This window comes from Bradyrhizobium sp. NAS96.2 (assembly GCF_001908235.1).
Taxonomy (GTDB): domain Bacteria; phylum Pseudomonadota; class Alphaproteobacteria; order Rhizobiales; family Xanthobacteraceae; genus Bradyrhizobium.
Genome location: NZ_LGHK01000345.1, coordinates 1 through 1,170, shown reverse-complemented (window position 1 = coordinate 1,170; position 1,170 = coordinate 1). Strand labels below are relative to the sequence as shown.

The following is a 1,170-nucleotide window of genomic DNA, read 5'->3' as shown; positions in this document are numbered from 1 at the left end:
GCTTCGCGCGAGGCACCCTCGGCGGCGGACGCCGAGCGCAGTTCTTCCTCAGCCGTCTCCAGCGCCTGACGCTTGGCGGCGGCATCGATGCGAGCCTGTTCCAGCTCGTGCTCGATATCGACCAGGCGGGCGCGTTCGGCGAGGCGGCGGGCGGCGCCGGTCGGGGCATGCGCGTCGGCGACAAAGCCGTCCCAGCGCCAGACGTCGCCTTCGAGCGACACCAGCCGCTGGCCGGTCTTCAGTTGCGACACCAGCGCGGCGCCGCGCTCCTTCGCCACCACGCCGATCTGGGCCAGACGGCGCGCCAGTTCCGGCGGCGCCTGGACGTGATCGGCCAGCCGCTCGACACCGTCAGGCAGCGACGGATCGCCCGCGGCTTCACCGACATTGGTCCAGCGCATCGGCGCCGAGGAATCGACGGGCGCATCGAGGTCGTCGCCGAGCACGGCGCCGATCGCCTTTTCATAGCCCTTGGCGACCGTGATGCCGTCGATGATCGGCGGCCACAGATTCTTGGTCTCGCTGGTGACGAGCTTGGAGATGGTGCGGGCTTCGGTCTCGAGCCGCTGTACGCGCTTCTCGGCCTCAACGAGCGGATTGCGGGAGGCTTCCAGCGTCTGCCGCGCGGCAGCGTGATGCGCCTCGCTCTCCTGCACGGCCGCCTCGGATTCGGCGAGCGTCTGCTGCGCCATCTCCATGGCGGCGGCGAGCGCGTCGATGTCGCCGAGATTGCCGGTCTCCTGCGCGAGCTTGGTTTCCTCGGCCTGGACGTTGGCGATCTCCTGATCGAGTCGCGCCAGCCGGTCGCGATGGGTGCGCACGCCGGCCTCGAGCTGGTTGCGCTTGGCGGTGAGGTCGGCAAGTTGCGTGGTCAGCTCGGAGAACTGCCGCTCGGTCGCGGCCAGGATCTCTTCGGCCTCCGAGACGCGCTCGTCGACGCCGGAGCGCTTCTCGACGCGCGACTTGATCTCTTCCTTCAGCTCGGCGTCTTCGGTGTCGAGTCGTTGCAGCGCGATGTCGGCATCGGAGGTCTGCTGCTGCTCGCGCGCGATGTCCTGGGCGAACTGGGTGAGGCGGCGATCGAGCTCGCCGACGCGCTCCTTGGCGCGCTGCTCCTCGCGGTCGAGCATCTCGCGCGCGTTGGTCAGGCGCTGCAGGCCGGCGGCGGCG

General features: G+C 70.2%; 1 protein-coding gene. It reads right to left on the bottom strand.

The genetic code is table 11. The annotated features are described in order from the left end of the window. A partial coding sequence (locus AC628_RS41095) for an SMC hinge domain-related protein (protein WP_502689841.1) occupies positions 1–1,170 on the bottom strand: 1,170 nt, incomplete at both ends.